Consider the following 18,987-nt stretch of genomic DNA (forward strand, 5'->3'; position numbering starts at 1 on the left):
CCAATGATCCCAGGCGGGGGGTATGGCAGGCCCTACCCCCCACATGCCCCCCAGTGGTCGTGATCTCCGCTCCGGGAAACGGGAGCGTGGAGGCATGAACACCACCACCGTACGGCTCACCGCCCTCCGCCGCCTGCATCGCGAAGTCGTCGCCCTCGACGGCGTAGATCTCGACTTCCGCAGCGGGTCCTTCACCGCCGTCATGGGGCCCTCCGGGTCCGGGAAGTCGACGCTGCTCCAGTGCGCCGCCGGACTCGACCGGCCGACGTCCGGGGCCGTCGAGATCGACGGGATCGCGCTGGGCGGGCTGAGTGAGCGGCGGCTGACGCTGCTGCGGCGGGAGCGGGTCGGGTTTGTGTTCCAGGCGTTCAACCTCATTCCGTCGCTGACCGCCGCGCAGAATGTCGCCCTGCCGTTGCGGCTGGCGGGCCGTCGGCCCGTGCGTGCGGAGATACGGGAGGCGCTGGCCCGGGTGGGGCTCGAAGGGCGGACGAGACACCGGCCCGGGGAGTTGTCCGGCGGGCAGCAGCAGCGCGTGGCGATCGCGCGGGCGCTGATCACGCGGCCCGCCGTGCTCTTCGGTGACGAGCCGACCGGGGCGCTGGACACCCGGACCAGCCGAGACGTGCTGGTCATGCTGCGGGAGCTGGTGGACCGCGAAGCGCAGACGATCGTGATGGTCACCCATGATCCGGTGGCGGCGTCGTACGCGGACCGGGTCGTCTTCCTCGTCGACGGGCGGGTCGGCGGGGAGCTGGTCGCGCCGACCGCCGGGCGGGTCGCGGCCGAGCTCGCGGGGCTGGAGGTTGTGGCGTGCTGACCGTCGCACTCACCGCGCTGCGCGCCCGCTGGGCCACCTTCCTCGCGAGCTTCGTCGCCCTGGCGCTCGGCGTCGGGCTGCTGGCCGCCATGGGGCTCGGCATCGGCTCGACCTTCGACGCCCCCGAACGTGCGCCGCAGCGGTTCGCGTCATCGCCGGTCGTCGTGATGGGCAAGGACACCCTCACCGTCGAGGTGCGGCGCGGTCCTTCGACCCGGCAGATCTCGAAGAAGCTCGCCCATCCGCATCGTCTGGACGCCGGGCTGGTGCGGGAGCTGGCCTCCCTCGGGCCCGTGGTGCGGCGAGGGGGGTTGGATGCCGTCGGTGTGGATGCTCGGGTCGCCGCCGTACGTGAGGTTGTGGGCGACCGTGGCCACGTCCTCACCGGCGACGACCGCCGGCGCGCCGACCCCGAGCCCGAGCGCGACGCCGAGGCCCTCGTCGCAGTCAACTCCCTCCTCGGCACCGCCGGTGGCGTGTCCGCCTTCGTCTCCGTCTTCGTCGTCGCGTCGACGTTCGCCTTCGCGGTGGCGCTGCGCAGAAGGGAGTTCGGGCTGCTGCGCACGGCGGGCGCGACGCCGGGTCAGCTGCGTCGGCTGCTGCTGACCGAAGCCCTCGTCGTCGGCACGCTCGCCTCGGCGACCGGGTGTGTGCTCGGCGCGTGGGGTGCGCCGCGGCTCGCCCGGCTGCTGGTCGACGGGGATGTGGCCCCGGGGTGGTTCACGATCCGCGAGGCCGCCTGGCCGTTCCATGTCGCGTTCTGGACGGGGCTGCTGGTGGCGCTCGCCGGGGTGTGGGCCGCTTCGCGCCGGGCCGGGCGGATCGGGCCTGTCGAGGCGCTGCGCGAGGCGGATGTGGACACCGACGCGATGCCGCCGGGGCGGCGGCTGGCGGGTGCCGCGCTGCTGCTGGGCGGCGTGGGGCTGCTGGTCTGGACACTGGCGACCGACCCGTCCGGCCTGCTCAAGCGCAAGTCGTACACCACCCAGCCCATGGTTCTGATCACCGCCGTCGCGCTGCTCGCGCCGCTGCTCGTACGCCGTACGGCCCGGCTGCTGCCGCTGCCCGGGGCCATCGGGATGCTCGTACGGGAGAACACCGCGGCGGCTGTGCGCCGTACGGCAGCGGTGGCCGCGCCCGTGCTGGTCACCGTAGCGCTGGCCGGTTCGCTGCTCGGCAGCGCGGCGTCGGTGACGGAGGCGAAGGCGGCCGAGGCGCGCGAGCAGACCGCCGCGCAGCTGGTCGTGACCGGCGAGGATCTGCGGCCCGTCGAGCTGGCGGGGGCCACTGTCTCCGCCTCCGCGGCCACGGCCGTTTTCGTACGGGAGGACGACACCGCCCTCGTACGGTCGGAGGCCCGCGCGGTCGCCGACCCGGCCGCCTTCGCGGAGCTGGCGCGGCTGCCGGTCGTCGCGGGTGAGCTGGGCGACCTCGACGACCGTTCGATCGTCGTCAACGAGGAGTGGCGCAGCCATACGGTGGGCGACACGGTGGACGTCTGGCTCGGCGACGGCCGCCCGGTCTCGCTGCGGATCGTCGCCGTACTGGCCGTCGGGACCGGCAGCAACGGACCGTACGTCACCGCCGCCAACGCGCCCTCGGCGAAGATCGACCGCATGGATGTACGGGTGGGTGTGGGTTTGGGGCGCGCCGAAGCGGAGTCTCTTCGGCGCGAGCTTCGCGAGCGCAGCGGCGGGACGGTGCGGACCCTCGACGCGTGGGCCGCCGCCACCCATCCCCGTACCAGCGCGCATACCCGCCTCGGGATGCTCGTCGTCCTCGGCATCGCCCTCCTCTATACGGCGATCGCGCTCGCGGGCACCCTGCTGATGGCCACTTCGGCACGGACCGGCGAACTCGCTTCGCTGCGGCTGTCGGGCGCGACCCGGGCACAGATCCTGCGGGTCGTCACGGGCGAGACGCTGCTCGCGGTGGTGATCGGCACGGTGCTCGGCGCGGCGGTGACAGCCGTCAACCTGGCGGGGGTGGGGGCCGCGCTCGCCTCGGTGTCCGCGCCGGTGACGGTGGCGGTTCCGTGGGGGACGGCCGGTGCGGCGGCGGGGGTCTGCGCGCTGGTCGCGGTGGTGGGCGCGCTGCCGTCGGCGTGGCGGGCTACGCGGGCTTGATCGGCGCGTGATCGACCCCGCGCGTACGCTCCGCGGGTACGCTCCGCGCGCCTGCGGCGGTCGTACGCGATCGCCACCGCCGCCAGCAGCGGGTCGTATCAGATGATCAGCAGCGCGTTCTGGAACGGGCTGCCGTCGAATCCGTCGCCCAGTCCCGCGCCCAGCAGCCCCGGGACGAGCTCGCCCTACGTACGGGAGTGTCCCGCTCCGCCGCGCGGCGGAGCGGGGGCTACGACCCCGGGGAGCTTCAGGTGGTGCGCACGCTCTTCTTCGCCAGTTCGTAGGCGGGGAGCATCTGCTTGTGCTCCTCGGAGTCGAGTCCGCCCAGGTGCACGACGACCACGCCGCGCCCGGTCGTGACGGCGAACGCCCGCTCGTTCTTCGGCGCGTCCAGGAGCTCGCCGGTGTTGAGGTAGGTGACCTCGGTGACGGCGAGGTCGCCCGCCTTGATCTCCTTGTAGACCTCCTGCTTCCGGCTCTTCGCCTCATCCGCGACGAACGCTTCGAGCGCCTTGCGTACGTCCTCGCCGCTCTTGCCTCCGGTCCACACGCGGATGTAGCCGATGTTCCCGGCCGGCTTCGCATCGATCTCGCAGGCGAGTGTGACCGTGCCCTGGGTGAACAGCCCCCCGAACTCCCCTCCGGTGTCCGCCTTGACTGCCTCCGGCTTCCAGTCGGCCGCGAGGTCGAACGAGACCGGCAGGACGCACGCCGACCCCGCAGCACCGACCGTGCCGCCCTTCTCGGCGGCCGGCTTCGGCGGCTCCGCTGTCTTCTCCCCCGCCTTCTCCCCCGCCTTCTCCCCCGTCTTCTCCGCGGCGGCCTTCGTGGCCGCCGCGGGTCTCTCCGGCTCCGGCTCCGTCTCCGTCTCCGGCTCCGTCGAACAGCCGGTCAGTACCATCCCCATCACCAGCACTGCTGGCACCAGACTTCTCACTACGAATCCCCACCCTGGTTCCTGGCTCAGTTCGGCAAACACGATGGATCCTAGAGAGCCGACCAGCGGGGGAAGTCATCCGTACCTCTTACGCCCCCGTCGGAACGATCAGCAGTTTCCCCCTCACATGACCGGCCTCGCTCAGCGCCTGGGCCTTGGCCGCCGCCTCCAGCGGGAAGCTCTCCACCACCGGAATCCTGAGCCCGCCCCGCGCCGCCGACCGGACATGTTCCGCCAGGGCGATCTCCGGACGCTCCATGGTCTTCGCGGAGAACGTCACCCCGTGCGCCGCCGCGTCCGGGTCCGCGATGGTGACGATCCGGTCGGTCGTGCCGCCTCGCAGCTCGACCGAGGCCGGGAGCGCGCCCTTGCCGGCCGCGTCGAAAACGGCGGCCACGCCCTGGGGAGCGACCGCGCGAACGCGCTCGACCAGCCCGTCGCCGTACGCCACCGGGATCGCGCCCAGCTCCCGCAGGTAGCCGTGGTTGGCCGGGGAGGCGGTGCCGATCACCGTCGCACCGGCCGCCACCGCCAGCTGGACGGCGGCCGCGCCGACCGCGCCCGCGGCCCCGTGCAGCAGCAGCGTCTCGCCGCTCCGGACACCGAGCAGGTCGAGCACCCGCTGGGCGGTCTCGACCGCGATCGGCAGGGCCGCGGCCTGAGCCCAGTCGAGTCCGGCGGGCTTGCGGGTGAAGGACTCGGCCAGGGCGTAGGTGGCATACGCGCCGGTGACGCTCCACCCCACGACCTCGTCACCGACCGCGGTACCCGTCACTCCCTCGCCGACCTCGTCCACGATGCCGGCGAACTCCAGGCCGGGGACCGCGGGGAACGTGGTCGGGAAGAGCTGGTCCATCCAGCCGTTACGGATCTTGTAGTCGACCGGGTTCACCCCGGCCGCCTTGACCTTGACCCGCACCTGGCCGGGGCCTGCGTGCACCTCTTCGACCTGCGTGAGACGCAGTACCTCGGATCCGCCGAACTCTTCGAAGACGATCGCTTCCATGGTGGCTCCTTCCGCCGTGATCAACTCTCGGTGTCGCGCGGGCCAGGCCCGGCCCGTCTTTCGGACAGTTCGACCTGGCCGAAGGAACAGGGGCCCGCGCCCGGCCCGGCCGTACGCTGGCCGTCATGGAACTCACCGGATCCGTGTCCGCCGCGTCCGCCCTGGCCGCCGCCTCCGACGTACTCCGGCAGCCGATGGGCGAGATCCTGCCGCGGCTGTCCGCCACGCTGGAGAGGCTCGTGCCGCATGTGGCCGCGGCGGAACTGTCGCCGCAGTGCGCGCACTCCCCGTTCAAGGCGTACAGCAAGGCGTACGGCAAGACGCACGGCGACAGCTCCCTCCTCCACCGGATCACCGCCGCCGACCTGCATCGGCTGGTCGCCTCGGTGGCCGACGGGCAGCCCTGGCAGGGCACCGCCAGGATCGGCGGGGCCGAGCACCCGGTGCTCGCGGTGGCGAGCGACGCGACGCCGCGAGGGGCGCTGCTCGTGCTCGTACGGAGCGAGGGCAGCGCGCTCGCCGCATCGGACACCGCCGTCGTACAGGCCATGTGGTCCCTGGTGACCAGCCACCGCGACCGGCTCGCCACCGAGGCGGTGCCGACCACCCTCGCCCAGTCGCGGGCCTCCGCCGGGGAGCGGGCCAGGGTGATCGCCGAGCTGAGCGAGGCGCATGCGACCGCGCTGTCCGGGCTGCTCGGTGTGCTCCGCAGCCGGAATCTGGACGATGCCGGGGCCCGCGCCACCGCCGTCGAGCTGGCGGTGAGCGCGCTGCTCGAACTGCGCGCCGAGACGGAACGGGACCGGGCGGTCGCCGAGGAGCCCGCCGGGGCGGCCTTCGCCCGGCTCGCGGACTCGCTCCGGCCCTTGGTGCGCCACAGCCCGGTCCGTCTGGAGCTGGGCGCGCCCGACTCCAGCCGCCCGCTGGCCTCCGATGTGGCGCACGCGGCGCGGGCAGTCGTGCGGGTGGTGCTGATGACCGCGCTGGAGCAGGTGGAGGTGGGCCGGGTCCACGTCGGCTGGCACCTCACCGAGAGCGAACTGCGGGCGACGGTACGGGACGACGGGCCCGGCTCCCTCTCTGCCTGCACGTTCACCCCGCACCGGGTGGGCGAGCGGCTCGCCGCGCTGGGCGGGCGGCTGGACGTGGACGCGGTGCCGGGCTGGGGTACGACGGTCACGGCGACGATCCCGCTGGGGGCGCCGGAGACCGCGCCCGCCGCTCCTCTCGGCTCACTGGGGGCACGGGAGCTGGAGGTGCTGACGTATCTGGCCCGCGGGCACCGCAACCGGGTGATCGCGGAGCAGTTGCACATCAGCGAGTCGACGGTGAAGTTCCATGTGGCGAACATCCTGACCAAGCTGGGGGTCGCCTCGCGGGGCGAGGCGTCGGCGCTCTTCCACGCGGCGGCGTAGGGCGTGTCGCCCTAGGGCGTGTCGCCCTAGGGCGGGTCGTCCCAGGTCACGGGCGTTGTCAGTGGCTGCTGCCACACTCGCACCCATGAGCGAACGATGGGCTCTGGCGACTACCGAGGGAGACGGGGCACGGCTCGTCCCCCTCGGCCCCGACTCCCTGCCCGCCGGACCCGTCCTGGAAGAACCCGATCTGGTCGAGGCCGTCCGGTCCCGGCTGCCCGAGGTCGGGCGGTGGGTGTGGCGCTCCACCGCCGAGATCTGTCCGCGGCTGCTGGCGGCCGGGGTCCGCGTCGAGCGGTGTTACGACATCGAGGCCGCCGAGCTGCTGGTGCTCGGCCACGAGGGGCGGCTCGGGGAGCCCCGGTCTGCCGCGGCGGCCTGGGCGCGGCTGCACCGCGGGCCCGTACCGCCCGATCCGCCGCCGCGCGCGGCCGTGCCCGGCTCGCAGTCCTCCCTCTTCGAGCCGCAGCCCGCCTCCGTACCGCTCGAAGCGCTCCTTGAGGTCTACGCCGAGCAGCAGCGAAGACACGCCGCCGCCGAGCACCCGGGGCGGCTGCGGCTGCTCACCGCCGCCGAGTCGGCCGCGATGCTCGTGGCCGCCGAGATGAACGTCGCGGGGCTGCCGTGGCGGGCCGATGTGCACCGGGATCTGCTGCATGAGCTGCTCGGCGAGCGGTACGCGGGCGGGGGCGAGCCGCGCAGGCTGGCGGAGCTGGCGGACGAGGTGTCGGCGGCGTTCGGGCGGCGGGTGCGGCCGGATCTGCCCGCGGATGTGGTGAAGGCGTTCGCGCAGGCGGGCATCAGGGTGAAGTCGACGCGCCGCTGGGAGCTGGCGGAGCTCGACCATCCGGCCGTGAAGCCGCTGATCGAGTACAAGAAGCTGTACCGGATCTGGGTGGCGCACGGCTGGAGCTGGCTCCAGGACTGGGTACGGGACGGCCGGTTCCGGCCCGAGTATCTGCCCGGCGGTACGGTCTCCGGCCGCTGGACGACCAATGGGGGCGGGGCGCTGCAGATCCCGAAGGTGATCCGGCGGGCGGTGGTCGCGGACGAGGGCTGGCGACTGGTGGTCGCGGACGCCGACCAGATGGAGCCCCGGGTGCTGGCCGCGATCTCCCGTGACCGCGGCCTGATGGAGGTCGCGGGACACGACGGCGACCTGTACAAGGCGCTCTCCGACCGGGCGTTCTCCGGCGACCGCGACGACGCCAAGCTGGCGCTGCTGGGCGCGATCTACGGCCAGACCTCGGGCGACGGGCTGAAGAACCTGGCCATGCTCAGACGCAGATTCCCGAAGGCCGTGGGGTACGTGGACGACGCGGCGCGGGACGGCGAGGAAGGCCGTCTCGTACGGACCTGGCTGGGCCGGACCAGCCCGCGCGCGGCCGGGGCGGGCGACGACGAGGAGGCGGGCATCCCGCAGGAGAGCACAGAGCTCCCCTCCGGGAACACGGAGTTCACGCCGGGCTACGCCTCGTCGAACGCCCGGGCGCGTGGCCGGTTCACCCGCAACTTCGTGGTGCAGGGCAGCGCGGCCGACTGGGCGCTGCTGATGCTGGCGGCACTGCGGCAGGCTATTGCTCCGATGCGCGCGGAGCTGGTGTTCTTCCAGCACGACGAGGTGATCGTGCACTGTCCGGCGGAGGAGGCGGAGGGGGTGGCGGCTGCGATCCGCGCGGCCGGGGAGCTGGCCGGGCGGATCGCCTTCGGGGATACGCCGGTGCGGTTTCCGTTCACGACGGCGGTGGTGGAGTGCTACGCCGACGCGAAGTGACCTGGACCCCCACGTGAACCCTGACGTACGCCGTCGATCGTCGGACCTTGTCCGTCCGGCCATCGGTTGCCCCTGAGCGAGCTGCGGCCCATGGTGGAAGCAATGACGCAAGGGCGAGATGAGCGGCATGAGGAGATCTGAAACCGTCAGGGGCAATGGGGCGGCGCGGTCAAAGGCTCCCGCCGGCCAGGCGGACACGGCCAGAGCCACCGTGAACGCGCGTGGCCTCGTGACCGGCTGGAGCGAGGGAGCCCAGCGGCTGCTCGGCTACCGGCCCGCGGAGGTCGTGGGCCGGGCCGCGGCCAGGCTGCTCGCCGAGGAGCCGCCCGCCGAGACCTTGCGGGCCCTGGAGACGCTGCCGAGGTGGGACGGCACGCTGACGCTGCTGCACCGGGACGGGCACCGGGTCGCGGTGAGCCTGCTGGCCCACCACCTGGAGCCGGACAGCGACGGCGACGGCAACGCCGCCGCCGTCGAATGGCTGCTGGTCTCGCCGCTGGGAGGCCCGTCGCCGCCTCCCGAGGACGAGCCGCTGATGATGCCCGCGTTCACCGAGTCCCCGTGCAAGATGGCGCTCTACGACACGAACCTGCGGCTGCTGCGGGTGAACGCGGACATGGAGCGCACGATGGGCCTGCCCGAGGACGCGATGCGCGGGCTGCGCCTGTCGGAGATCGTGATCCACCCACAGATCCAATGGATCGAGCAGCACATACGGCAGGCGCTGGAGACCGGCGAGCGACAGCAGGTGGACACCACCATGAACCTGCCGGGCCACCGGGGCGAGAGCGTCTGGTTGACGTCCCTCGCTCCGGTGCGGAACGCCGAGGGAAAGACGCGGGGGGTGATCCTCGCCGCGCACGACGTGACCGAGCAGCACCTGGCCCAGCGGCGGCTCGCCCTGCTCAACGACGCCAGCATCCGCATCGGCTCCACCCTGGACCTCTCCCGCACCGCCCAGGAACTCGTGGACGTGGCCATTCCGCAGCTCGCGGACTTCGCCACCGTCGATCTGCTCCCCTCCATCGAGGGCGGCGACGAACCGCGCGCGGGCACACCGCCCAGCCCCGTGATGCTGCGCCGGGTCGCGCACCAGTCGGTCCTCGACGGCTGCCCCGAGGCCGTGGTCGAGCGCGGAAAGATGACCGCGTACCCGGACGGGACGCCCGTGGCCGAGTGCCTGGCCGCCGGTCGCCCGCTGATCCGCAGGACCGGCCCCGCCACGGTGGTCGAGTGGGCGGCCCAGGCCCCGGACCGGGCCGAACGGGTGCTGCAGTACGGCTTCCACTCGGTGATGGCGGTACCGATACGCGCCCGCGGCATCACCCTCGGCGTGGCGACCTTCTCCCGGCACCGGCACCCGGTCCCCTTCGAGCAGGACGATCTACTGCTGGGCGCGGAGATCACCGCCAGGGCGGCCATATGCATCGACAACGCCCGCCGCTACGCCCGCGAGCGCGCAACCTCTCTCACCCTCCAGAGCAGTCTGCTGCCGCAACGACTGCCCCGGCAGGCCGCCGTCGAGTTCGCCTCCCGCTATCTGCCCGCCAGCACACAGGAGGGCATCGGCGGCGACTGGTTCGATGTGATCCCGCTGTCGGGCGCCCGGGTCGCCCTCGTCGTCGGCGATGTCGTCGGCCACGGCATCCAGGCCTCGGCCACCATGGGACTGCTCCGCACCGCCGTACGCACGCTCGCCGATGTCGACCTGCCGCCCGACGAACTGCTCACGCACCTGGACGATGTCGTGAACCGGCTGGCCTCCGAGGCCGCCGAGACCGCCGACAGCGAATCCGCCATCGCGGCCGGTTTCCGCGACTTCGGCGATATCGGCGCCACCTGCCTGTACGCCGTGTACGACCCGGTCTCCCGCCGCTGCACCCTGGCCCGCGCGGGCCACCCCTCGCCCGCGCTGGTGACCCCGGGCGGCACCGTCGAGCTGCTCGACCTCCACGCGGGCCCGCCCCTGGGGCTGGGCGGCCTGCCCTTCGAAGCCACGGAGCTGGAGCTGCCCGAAGGGAGCATCCTCGCCCTGTACACGGACGGTCTCATCGAGGCCCGTGACCGCGACATCGACGTAGGCCTCGGCGCGCTGCGCGAAGTGCTGGCCCAGCCGGCCCCGTCGCTGGAAGCCACCTGCGACACCGTGCTCAAGTCGCTGCTGCCCGACCGCCCCACCGACGATGTGGCGTTGCTGCTGGCCCGTACGCGTGCCCTGGACGCGGCCCATGTCGCCACCTGGGACATACGGCCCGACCCCGCCGCGGTCGCCGAGACCCGTAGAGGCGTCCGCAGGCAGCTGGCCGCCTGGCATCTGGAGGCGGCGGGGTTCGTCGCGGAGCTGGTGGTCAGCGAGCTGGTCACCAACGCCATCCGGCACGCCGCGCCGCCCATCCAGCTACGGCTGATCCATGACTCCGCTCTCATCTGCGAGGTCTCCGACGCCAGCAGCACCGCCCCGCATCTGCGCCGGGCCCGGATCTTCGACGAAGGGGGCCGTGGCCTGCTGCTGGTCGCGCAGCTCACTCAGGACTGGGGCACCCGCCAGACGTACACAGGCAAGACCATCTGGGCCAAGTTCCCCCTTGGCTGAGGCACGGCCGGCCAGGCTGATGCCTTGTCAGAACGCTTTACGGCTCGGCGGCGGGGCCGCCACCGGCCAGGTCCGTGCGTGAGATCGGTGTGCTCCGCCTGGGGGCCGAGGGGATGGACACCAGCGAGATTTCGAGCAAGCTTTCGGAGTTGCAGCGTCTCTGGTCAGTGAGGCGGCCGATAAGACGTTTCAGCCCTTTTTCCCGCGGTGCCGCTGTACGGCGTCGTTGTTGGCGCACCTGAGGGAGCAGTAGGTACGCCGGCCGTTGCGTGAGGTGTCGACGAAGACCAGGTCACAGGTCTCGCGTGCACACCTGCCTAGCCGCCCCGGGGCCGCGAAGCACACAACGTAGGACAGCCCTGCGGCGGTGAGGGCCTTGATGTGCGCGGCGGGGTCGGCGCCGTCGGAGCTGTAGTGCAGATGGGGCGTCCCGTCGTGCAGCGAAATGTGCGGACGGCTGGCGGATTCCACCAGCAGGGCGTTGATCTCCGCACAGCGCCGGTCGACGGGCTGCTCCCCGAAGCAGACACCGAGCCGCCGGCTCCACTCCCAGACCTCGCGCGTCTGCGCCGGGGAGAGGACGCGCCCGCTCGATCCATGAGCGCCGAGGATGCGCTCCAGCTCCTCCGGCGTCCACGGGGAACGGCTGTTGGCGAGAGTGGCGGCAAGGCGGGCCGCCTCACCCCCGTAATGGTTGAACTGCATAAAGCAATTACAGCATGGTGGTGATCCCGACCGAAGAGGGAGTCCAAAAGGGCGCCCAAAGGGGTCCAAGAGGGCGTCCAAGAGGGAGCCGCACGCCATGTCCAGGATGTCCAGGCATCGTCACGCGAGCTTGCTTCCGCTGGCTCTGGTGCTGGCGCAGATCTGCAGCCTGCACCTCGGATCCGCGGTGGCCAAGGGCGTATATCCACAGGTCGGACCCACCGCGCTGGCGGGTATGCGACTGCTGTTCTCCGCCCTGATCATGTGGGCGATCGTCCGTCCCAGCCCCCGGCGGCTCGACGGGCGCCAGTGGCGGGCCGTGATCGCGCTCGGCCTGGTCCTCGCGGCCATGAACGTCGCGTACTTCCAGGCCATCAGGTATCTGCCGATCGGCATCGCATCGACGGTGGAACTGCTGGGCCCGCTGACGCTCGCGATCGCCCTGTCCCGCCGCACGAGGGACCTGGCCGCGGGGCTGCTGGCACTGCTCGGCGTCCTACTGCTGGCGACCCCGGACGGCGGTCTCCCTGCGGCGGGCCTGCTGCTCGCCGCCTCGGCGGCGCTCTGCCGCGCCGCCTACGTCGTGCTCAGCCGCCGCGTGGGCCGGCGGTTCCCGGACGCGAGCGGCCTCACGCTGGCGCTGGCGGTGGGCGCGTGCGCGCTGACCCCGGTGGCGGTTCTGTCCGGAGCCCCCGAGCTGGCCGCGCACCCGGGTCTGCTCGGCGTGGGCCTGCTGGTGGCGGTGCTGTCCTCCCTCATCCCGTACGCCCTGGACATGACGGTCCTCCGCCGCGTGAGCGTCCGCACTTTCGGGATCCTGCTCTCGCTGAGCCCGGCGGTGGGCGCGGCGGTGGGTGCTCTGTTCCTCGACGAACACCTCACCTCACGGCAGGTGCTGGCGCTCGCGCTGGTGGTCGGGGCGACGGCGTGGTCCATCGGCGCCTCACGGGACCCGCGCGACGCCGACGACCACGCTCCCGAGCCCTCGCACGCCCCGGAGCCCCGGGGCGAGGACCAGTGCCCGATCTGCGGACGGCCGGGCGACTTCACCTGGACGCTGGAATCCCAGCACCGTACGACGGAGGGCCTGGTCGAATACTGCACGTCACCATGCGGCTGCCTGACGGTGCTGGTGGACGGTCACCTGCTGAGGTCGGTCCCGGCAGCGAAGTCACTCAGGTGAGAGCCGACCGGACGCCCGGGCAGTAACGCCAAGCAACCCTTTGGTCTTGATTCACATCCTCGTGTGGTAGAAGAGGCGCCCGAAAAATCCCGGACGCCTCGGCAGGAGTGCCAACCACCAGGAGGAGCACATTGATTGGGGCCCGGAGCATATTGGTCGCCGCTACGGCGTTACTCACCATGGCCGTGGCCTCGCCAGGGCCGGCGAGTGCTCATCAGTCGGCCGCTCCCCTGCCGTCCGCGCCACGGACCAGCCCGGACGGCGAACTCCCGGAGGGTTGGCAGTTCACAGGCGGCGACTCCGGTCAGCAGCTGACCTGGCACTCGGCCAAGCCGGTGCCCATGGGCGACGCCCAGGTCGAGTTCTACGCCGGAGAACGGCTCCTCGGCACGCCCGTGGCCGCGAAGGACCGCCGTGCGTTCAGCCTCAGCCTCGCCGGCGTACAGCTGGGACCGGTGACGGAGTTGCAGGTACGCGCCGGTGGGCGCCGCCTCGACGAAGCCGGTGCCAAAGCGGGCGCCAAGGCGGGCGCCGAGGCAGGCGCCCGGGGCCGACGCTCCGTACCACCCGTGGCGAAGCTGCCGGGTCTCCCACTGCCGGCCAACCCCGTCGACCCCGGTGTCCCGGGCCCGTACCGGACGGTCACCGGCGAGTACACGCTCAAGTCGGTACAGCTGCCCGGCTTCCCCGCTCCCGTGGAGATGCGCGCGGAGGTGGTGGCGCCGGCCGGTGCCCCGGGCCGCCGCCCGCTGGCGTTGCTCCTGCACGGCCGCCATTCCACCTGCTTCACCCCCGAGGGCGAGATTTCGGGCGAGTGGCCATGCCCGGCCGGCGAGCAGCCGATACCGAGCCACCGCGGCTACCTGAGTGCCCAGAAGGTCCTGGCGTCCCAGGGGTACGTCACGGTGTCCATCTCCGCCAACGGCATCAACGGGCAGGACTACTTGGCCGACGACGGCGGGGCGCAGGCCCGCTCGTCCCTGGTACGGCTGCACCTCGCCCGCTGGGCGGCCTGGGCGGGTGCCGACCGCGCCACGGCACCCGCGAGCGTACGGGCGGCACCGCCCGCCGACTTGTCCCGGGTGCTGCTGGTCGGCCATTCACGGGGCGGGGAGGGCGTGAACCGGGCCGCGATGGACAGCCTCTCCAAGCCGCCCGCCGACCAGGACGGTTACCGGGGCCCGGTGCGCTGGAAGATCCGCGGCACCGTCCTCATCGGCCCCACCATCTTCGGGCAGAATCCGGCGCCCGAGGTGCCGTCCGTGACGATCCTGCCCGGCTGCGACGGCGACGTCTCGGATCTGCAGGGTGAGATCTACGTGGACGGCACGCGCGGTGTCAGCCGTGGTGCCGCCCTGCACAGCGCGGTCTATGTGACGGGCGCCAACCACAACTTCTTCAACAGCGAGTGGACGCCGGGGCAGGCCGAGGCGCCGGCCAACGACGACTTCTATGAGGACGAAGAACAACCGGACCCGGTGTGCTCGGTGGGCACGGCGACCCGGCTGACCGCCACGCGGCAACAGGCCGTCGGCTCCACGTACATCGCCGCCGCGGCCAGGTTGTTCGTCGCGGGTGACGACCGGGTACGTCCGCTCCTGGACGGCTCGAGCGTACGGGCGAAGTCGGCGGGCCCCGCTCGCGTACTCACGCACGCCGTCGGCGCCAACCGGACCGGCTCGTTCCTGCCGGACGCGTCGGTCGCGGTGAACGGCGGCCGGCTGTGCGCGCAGGTGGATGCCGACCCGGCCACCGCCTGCCTCAACCCGGAGGAGCCCGGGGCCTCGCCGCACTTCGCAGAGTGGGAGACGTCGCCGGAACCGGGCCGCCACGCGGTGGCGTTGCGCTGGTCGGCACCCGGCTCCGTGGTGCGGATGAGTCCCGTGCGGCCGGTCTCCCTCGCCGGCGCCCAGGCGCTGACCCTTCGGGTCATCGTCCCGCCGAACACCACCGGCACCTCGATGGACGTCTCCGTCGCCGACGCCACCGGCCGGCGGGCGACCCTCGGCCGGGTCCGTGTCGACGGGCTGCCGGGAAGCGAGCGGACAGCCTCGTACTGGGCGCGGGAGGTACGCGTACCGCTGACGGCCGCGGCCCGGGCCGGTCTGGACCTGAGGCGGTTGAAGAGCCTGGAGCTGACGCCCCGCAGCGGGTCCGGTCAGGCCTGGCTGGTGGACGCCTGGGGCTGGCGCCCCGGCACGCCCGCCGTGCGGCCGACCCAGCAGCCTCGCGTCGACATCGGCCGGCTGACGGTCGATGAAGGCGATTCCGGAGTGCGGACCTTTTCCGTGCCGGTACGGGTCTCGGGGCAGGGCAGCGGCCAGGTCCGGCTGTTCGTGACCGATCCGGCCACGGACGAGTCCACGTCCCGGCTGGTGACGGTGCGGCCGGGCAGCCAGACCGTCGACGTACCGGTCGATGTCCACGGCAACACCCGCTTCGGTCGCGGCACAAGCCACACCGTGTTCGTGAAGGCGGTCCGGAACGCGGTGGTCGGCTCCCACCGGGGCGGCCTGACCGTGGAGGACGACGACCCGATGCCCACGATCAGCGTGAAGCCGGTCGCGGACCGGGTCACCGAAGGGGGCACTCTGACCTGGCGGCTGACGATGTCGGCGGTCGCCGACGCCGATATGTGGATCGATGTGAATGTCCTGCCGGTGAGCGACGGCGTCGAGCTGTCCAGCAAGGATGTCGACCCGGTCTGGTTCGCGGAGCACTCCCGGGAGGAGGAGTCTCCGGACCCGGCGCGAGCGTTGTCCGAGGTGGAAGGACTCTTCTTGTACGCCGATGTACCCGCGGGGCAGCTGAGCAGCGAGATCACGGTCCCCACCCTCGCGGACGGGATCGGCGAGCCGGAGGAACTGCTGCGGCTCCAGACGCGCGTCTACGACGGAGAGGACGGGTCCGTGGAGGGCCCGGTGCTCACCGGCACGGTGGTGGACGCACAGTAGAACGCACAGCAGGACGCACACCAGGCGGTGCGGAAAGCGGTGCGGAAAGCGGGCGCGGGGTGCCGGAAGTCTTCGGCGCCCCGCGCCCTTTGCCGGGGGGTCTTCTATGGGGCGCCGTTACGGTCCTCCAGATAGCGGGTGTGAGTCTGCTGACGACGGGACTCCACCTCACGCAGGGCGGTGGCGATGGCGTCCGCCTCGTCGAAGAGCAGCCCGAGCTGTCGCTCCAGATGGCGTTCGGGCGACTCGGTGCCCGGGTTGAGCCGGGTCCACCAGCGGGTGCGGTTGTAGGTGTCCACCGACTCGGGGATGTCCTGGCGGATCGCCCGGGACAGCGAGTGCACTGCCTCCGGGTCCACGGCGAGCGCGTCGGTGACCCAGCCGGGCTCCAGCAGCACGGCGATGAGGCCGTTGAGCTCGGTGAGTTTGCCGGCCGCCGCGGGTGGCAGATCGACCTCGCCCAGATAGCCGTGGAGGGTGGCGAAGTCGTCGCGCAGCTGATCCAGCTGAGCGACCGCGTCGGCGAAGCCGGGTGCCGCCGGGCGCTCGGGCGGGGCGATCAGCGCCCCGGCGCCGTACAGTCCCGCGATCACGAACGGCCAGTACGCGCCCGCGAGCCCGGCGAAGGTCAGGGCCAGCCCGACGAGCCCCAGCGCACACCCGGCGAGGTTCTTCCGGGACTCCAGATACCGGAGGAGTCCCTGGGCAGGCTTAGCAGGCTTATTGGTATCCACGGATCTCCTCGAAGGCGCCGTCCAGCGAGCCCTTCGTCGCGTCGAAGAGCCGGCCGCCGGTGAGGGCGGCGATGTCCGACAGCTCCGTACGGTCGGAGTCGCCGAAGAGAATGGGGAACACGGGGGTGTGCCGGCGCTCGGCGGGCAGCCTCCGGTAGAAAGCCTCGAAGGCCCGGGACGAAATGCCCTCGGTGTTCGCGCCGTCCGTCATCAGCACGACAGAGGTGAAGGTCTCGGAGGAGTCCGCGGCGCCCAGCCGCTTGTACGCCTCCTCCAGGCTGCTGTAGATCGCCGTCCCGCCGTCGGCGGTCAGCGCGCCGGCGTCGGCACGGATCGCGGCCAGGGCGGTGGTGGGGCTCGCCGGGTCGACCGTATGCGTACGGACCTGTTTGACGGTCGAGCCGAACGGCATGAGCGTCACCTCCTCGCGGTCCCGGAACTCCTCGGTCAGCTCGGTGAACGCGGCCTTGAGACGCGTGAGCCGGTCGCCCTTCATCGAGCCCGAGGTATCGAGCACGTAGACCGTGCGGGAGGGGCGGCGCAACTTGTTCTCGTACGCGTCGAGAAGCCCGTCGGCGACGGATCGCGTACCGGGGAAGGGCAGCTCGCGCCGCGGCGCGGCGTCCAGCGCGGCGGCGGGCCGCACGCCGGCGACAACGGGCCGCCGCAGCGTCTTCTCGGTGATCGCCCGCTGCGCTTCGGGGCTGCGCAGATACTCGGTCAGGGCGCGGCCCGCCTCACGGGCTTTCTGGGGAGCGGACGTGAGGAGAGTGAAGGGGTAGTCCGCCGTCACGACGCCGTCGCTGGGCCGGATGACGGTGAGCCCCTTCATGGACAGCAGTACCGACTCGTAGTTGACGAGCGCGTCGACGGTGCCGCGCCGCTCGTACGCGGCGGCCAGCCATCCGGAGGAGCCGGAGGTGAGCTGCTGTCCGGCGAAGAACTCCTTGAGCCTGGGCGTGGCGCGCCGGACATCCGCGTCGGTGAGCGCGGACTGGGCGCCGGAGAGCCCGGAGGCGACCGAGATCAGCGCGGAGAAGCCGGAGTTGGAGCGTACGGGGTCGGTCATCCCGTAGGTCAGCTTCCCGTCGGCCACGGCTCGGTGGACCTGCGTCCAGGTGACCCGGGCGGGCTGCCAGCCGAGCCGCTTGACGGCCTCGTTCCGCACCCCGAGGGCGACGGGCGAGGTCATGACCGGCGTCTCGGAACTGATCTTCCCGCCGATGCCGGGACGCAGCCGCAGATAGTCGTTGGACGACAGCCACACGGCGTCGTACACCCCGTCGGCCTTCCCGGACACGACCTGCTCGACGGCGTCGAGCGTTCCGCTCCAGGTCGCCTTCACGGTGACGCCGGTGGCTTCGCGGGCGGCGTCGAGGACGGGTGCCATGTCGCTGAGCTCACTGGACGCGAGCACCCGGATGGTGGTGCTGTTCCCCTTGGCGGTGGGCGCGGGGTCGTCGCTGCTGCTGCTGCCGCTGCCGCTGCAGCCGCTCACGAGAGCGAAGAGCACGAGCACAAGCACCGGAAGCAGGTGCGGGCGTATCGCGGGGCGTCTCATGCGGGACCCCCGTCGAGCGCGCTCGTGGACCGCGTACGGTCGATGTACGCACTGGCCGCCTGGAGTTCGCCCGTAAGGGACTCCACCGTCGCCGCCATCGACTCCGTCGCCCGGGCCTTGTACGTGTCGATCGCGTCCAGCGTCTGATAGATCTGCTGGAACGCCGTGCGCAGCGTCTCCGCCCCCACCGCCGGATCCGCCGCGATGCGCTGGATCTCGCCGCTCTGGGAGGCGAGCATCTCCGCATTGCCGCGGATCAGGTCCTCCGTCGTCGAGCGCAGGGCGTCCACCTGCTGGGTCACCTTGCGCTGGTTCTCCAGCGCCGACGCCAGCATCACGGCGATGCGCAGCGCCGCGACCGTGGTCGTCGCCGCGCGGTCGACGCCCTTGATGAGCTCCTCGTTGTTGCGGCGTACGACGTCCATGGCCAGATAGCCCTGCGCGCAGACCGCGAGCTGAGTGAGCAGGTCCTGATGCTTCTGCCGGACCGGGAAGAGCACATCCGCGCGCAGTGCGTCCGCCTGCGTGGGGTCCGTCGCTTCGACGGAGGTGACGCGTTCCTCGATGGCCACGTCCAGCGCCGAGGTCAGGACCGTGTACTCCTGGAGTTTGCCCATCGTCTCCCACAGGCGGGCGCGCTCGGTGTGGAGCGCGGCGTTGTCCCGGCGCAGTTCGTCCTGGCCGCCGCGGAGCGAGCCCACGACCTTGTTGAGAGTGGCCTGCGAGGAGGCGTACTTCGCGACATGGTCACGGAACTTGTTGCCGCCGGGCAGCTTCGACAGCAGCCGGCGCGCGCCCCTGCCGGGAGTGTCGCGCGGGTCCAGGTCCTCGACCGTGCGCCGGAGTTCGACAAGCGAGGAGCCGACCCGGGACTGGGCGTCCTCCCCGGCGACGGAGAGGGAACGTACGGTGCGGTCCAGCATCCGGTTGGACTGCTGGGCGGCGCTGCGGATCTCGCCCGAGCCCAGCGCCGCGATCTCGCCGATGCGGGTGGTGAACTCGGGCGAGCGGGCGTCGAGTCCGGCCAGTGACGCGACATAGTCGGTGGCGCGGCGGGTCATCTCCGTACGTACGGAGTCGTCCAGCGGCACCAGGCCGGCTGCCTGCTCGGTGCGGACGGGAGCGACGGGCTCCGGCGGTGTGAGGATCAGGGCTTCGTTCTGCTCGGTCATTCATATC

The 18,987-nt window shown here is 72.1% G+C and carries 13 protein-coding genes; 7 read left to right on the forward strand and 6 right to left on the reverse strand.

Annotated features, from left to right (window positions below):
• Positions 1-94: 94 nt before the first annotated feature.
• Positions 95-820 (forward strand): ABC transporter ATP-binding protein, encoded by a 726-nt coding sequence (locus tag ACIHCQ_RS33090; protein WP_399670765.1) that lies wholly within the window; start codon positions 95-97, stop codon positions 818-820.
• A complete protein-coding gene (locus tag ACIHCQ_RS33095) occupies positions 814-2,946 on the forward strand; it encodes an ABC transporter permease (RefSeq protein ID WP_399670768.1) in 2,133 nt (710 codons plus the stop codon). The genes ACIHCQ_RS33090 and ACIHCQ_RS33095 overlap by 7 nt, the downstream gene beginning before the upstream one ends.
• A gap of 247 nt (positions 2,947-3,193) precedes the next feature.
• Here the strand turns inward: ACIHCQ_RS33095 and ACIHCQ_RS33100 are convergent, their stop codons facing one another.
• Positions 3,194-3,853 carry a lipoprotein gene (locus ACIHCQ_RS33100; RefSeq protein ID WP_399670771.1) on the reverse strand — a complete coding sequence of 220 codons (660 nt, stop codon included), beginning with the start codon at positions 3,851-3,853 and terminating at the stop codon, positions 3,194-3,196.
• Between the two features lie 118 nt (positions 3,854-3,971).
• On the reverse strand, positions 3,972-4,889 hold the full coding sequence (locus ACIHCQ_RS33105; RefSeq protein ID WP_399670774.1) for an NADP-dependent oxidoreductase: 918 nt from the start codon (positions 4,887-4,889) through the stop codon (positions 3,972-3,974).
• A 125-nt stretch (positions 4,890-5,014) separates the two neighbouring features.
• Between ACIHCQ_RS33105 and ACIHCQ_RS33110 the strand changes: the two genes are divergently transcribed.
• From ACIHCQ_RS33110 to ACIHCQ_RS33120, 3 genes are all read left to right on the forward strand, one after another.
• On the forward strand, positions 5,015-6,304 hold the full coding sequence (locus ACIHCQ_RS33110; RefSeq protein ID WP_399670777.1) for a hybrid sensor histidine kinase/response regulator transcription factor: 1,290 nt from the start codon (positions 5,015-5,017) through the stop codon (positions 6,302-6,304).
• 85 nt (positions 6,305-6,389) lie between these two features.
• Entirely contained in the window at positions 6,390-8,078 is a 1,689-nt protein-coding gene (locus ACIHCQ_RS33115) for a bifunctional 3'-5' exonuclease/DNA polymerase (protein WP_399670780.1), read from the forward strand.
• 127 nt (positions 8,079-8,205) lie between these two features.
• Positions 8,206-10,671, forward strand: coding sequence for a SpoIIE family protein phosphatase (locus ACIHCQ_RS33120; RefSeq protein ID WP_399670783.1), 2,466 nt, complete (start codon positions 8,206-8,208; stop codon positions 10,669-10,671).
• Between the two features lie 189 nt (positions 10,672-10,860).
• Here ACIHCQ_RS33120 and ACIHCQ_RS33125 read toward each other — a convergent pair whose 3' ends face one another.
• Positions 10,861-11,376 (reverse strand): CGNR zinc finger domain-containing protein, encoded by a 516-nt coding sequence (locus tag ACIHCQ_RS33125; protein WP_399670786.1) that lies wholly within the window; start codon positions 11,374-11,376, stop codon positions 10,861-10,863.
• A 106-nt stretch (positions 11,377-11,482) separates the two neighbouring features.
• Between ACIHCQ_RS33125 and ACIHCQ_RS33130 the strand changes: the two genes are divergently transcribed.
• Both ACIHCQ_RS33130 and ACIHCQ_RS33135 read left to right on the forward strand, forming a co-directional pair.
• Positions 11,483-12,559: an EamA family transporter gene (locus ACIHCQ_RS33130; RefSeq protein ID WP_399670789.1), complete on the forward strand. Its 1,077-nt coding sequence runs from the start codon at positions 11,483-11,485 to the stop codon at positions 12,557-12,559.
• Between the two features lie 179 nt (positions 12,560-12,738).
• Positions 12,739-15,513 (forward strand): hypothetical protein, encoded by a 2,775-nt coding sequence (locus ACIHCQ_RS33135; protein ID WP_399670792.1) that lies wholly within the window; start codon positions 12,739-12,741, stop codon positions 15,511-15,513.
• Positions 15,514-15,617: 104 nt separating this feature from the next.
• On the opposite strand, the gene ACIHCQ_RS33140 is transcribed toward ACIHCQ_RS33135, so the two are convergent.
• Genes ACIHCQ_RS33140 through ACIHCQ_RS33150 form a run of 3 tightly spaced genes read right to left on the reverse strand, consistent with a single transcriptional unit; the run spans position 15,618 to position 18,980 of the window.
• Positions 15,618-16,247 carry a hypothetical protein gene (locus tag ACIHCQ_RS33140; RefSeq protein ID WP_399670795.1) on the reverse strand — a complete coding sequence of 210 codons (630 nt, stop codon included), beginning with the start codon at positions 16,245-16,247 and terminating at the stop codon, positions 15,618-15,620.
• Complete coding sequence (locus ACIHCQ_RS33145) at positions 16,234-17,808, reverse strand: substrate-binding domain-containing protein (protein ID WP_399670798.1); 1,575 nt, start codon at positions 17,806-17,808, stop codon at positions 16,234-16,236. Before ACIHCQ_RS33145 ends, ACIHCQ_RS33140 begins: the two co-directional genes overlap by 14 nt.
• Positions 17,805-18,980 carry a toxic anion resistance protein gene (locus tag ACIHCQ_RS33150; RefSeq protein WP_399670801.1) on the reverse strand — a complete coding sequence of 392 codons (1,176 nt, stop codon included), beginning with the start codon at positions 18,978-18,980 and terminating at the stop codon, positions 17,805-17,807. Before ACIHCQ_RS33150 ends, ACIHCQ_RS33145 begins: the two co-directional genes overlap by 4 nt.
• Between the last annotated feature and the right edge of the window lie 7 nt (positions 18,981-18,987).

The sequence above is a fragment of the Streptomyces sp. NPDC052236 genome, assembly GCF_044548015.1.
Lineage (GTDB): Bacteria > Actinomycetota > Actinomycetes > Streptomycetales > Streptomycetaceae > Streptomyces.

Bases quoted from the DNA above. Each gene is read 5' to 3' on its own strand.
- ACIHCQ_RS33090 (WP_399670765.1), top strand. From the start codon at position 95: ATGAACACCACCACCGTACGGCTCACCGCCCTCCGCCGCCTGCATCGC.
- ACIHCQ_RS33100 (WP_399670771.1), bottom strand. From the start codon at position 3,853: ATGGGGATGGTACTGACCGGCTGTTCGACGGAGCCGGAGACGGAGACG.
- ACIHCQ_RS33105 (WP_399670774.1), bottom strand. From the start codon at position 4,889: ATGGAAGCGATCGTCTTCGAAGAGTTCGGCGGATCCGAGGTACTGCGT.
- ACIHCQ_RS33110 (WP_399670777.1), top strand. From the start codon at position 5,015: ATGGAACTCACCGGATCCGTGTCCGCCGCGTCCGCCCTGGCCGCCGCC.
- ACIHCQ_RS33115 (WP_399670780.1), top strand. From the start codon at position 6,390: ATGAGCGAACGATGGGCTCTGGCGACTACCGAGGGAGACGGGGCACGG.
- ACIHCQ_RS33120 (WP_399670783.1), top strand. From the start codon at position 8,206: ATGAGGAGATCTGAAACCGTCAGGGGCAATGGGGCGGCGCGGTCAAAG.
- ACIHCQ_RS33125 (WP_399670786.1), bottom strand. From the start codon at position 11,376: ATGCAGTTCAACCATTACGGGGGTGAGGCGGCCCGCCTTGCCGCCACT.
- ACIHCQ_RS33130 (WP_399670789.1), top strand. From the start codon at position 11,483: ATGTCCAGGCATCGTCACGCGAGCTTGCTTCCGCTGGCTCTGGTGCTG.
- ACIHCQ_RS33135 (WP_399670792.1), top strand. From the start codon at position 12,739: ATGGCCGTGGCCTCGCCAGGGCCGGCGAGTGCTCATCAGTCGGCCGCT.
- ACIHCQ_RS33145 (WP_399670798.1), bottom strand. From the start codon at position 17,808: ATGAGACGCCCCGCGATACGCCCGCACCTGCTTCCGGTGCTTGTGCTC.
- ACIHCQ_RS33150 (WP_399670801.1), bottom strand. From the start codon at position 18,980: ATGACCGAGCAGAACGAAGCCCTGATCCTCACACCGCCGGAGCCCGTC.